Annotated in this window: 1 protein-coding gene; it reads right to left on the reverse strand. The window is 53.6% G+C overall.

Annotated elements, in window-relative coordinates; all coding sequences use genetic code 11:
- Positions 1–249 precede the first annotated feature (249 nt).
- Entirely contained in the window at positions 250–480 is a 231-nt protein-coding gene (locus AC1RP4_RS07620; RefSeq protein WP_289856663.1) for a hypothetical protein, read from the reverse strand.
- Between the last annotated feature and the right edge of the window lie 82 nt (positions 481–562).

Genomic DNA, 562 nt, shown 5'->3' on the forward strand with positions numbered 1-562 from the left:
GTTCCGCGTAGAACGCGACGACGCCAGCCCGGACCTTAGCGCGGGCCTCGTCGTCAGCTTCAATATGCACCCCTTCGAATTCTTCGGTATCCGGCACGTCCGCCCAGATAGCGGCGACGGTGAAATGATGAACGATCAAATCGATTTGCTTATCGGTCAATTGCATGGTGTTACTCCGTGTGTTTAGCGTTAGACCTATTGTATGCGGCCCGAATCGAGCCGTCAACAATAACCCTATCGCGTGCCGGGTTAAAACTGGTTGCGTGTCAGGTCGATACGGCTTTTCAGAATCCCGAGCGTACCCGACACACTATCCAGTTCGGCGGGGCTCGCATTCTTGATTAGCGTTTCCGCGATGCATTCCAGCAAATCACAGGGCAACGCGTCGAGCGCAACCAGACGATTAACCCCCGCCGCGATCTTTGCGCGCTCCGTTACCGTTGCGTTTTCGTTGGTCGTGAGTCGATTATTGCGTGACATGGTTTTGTCCTCAGCTTGTTAATCACGGATGATTAATAGTAACGGGGCCAAGCGGCCCCGTCAATAGTACCCGATTAAATTT

This window comes from Dellaglioa sp. CoH-56-MRSF-10, from assembly GCF_056782175.1.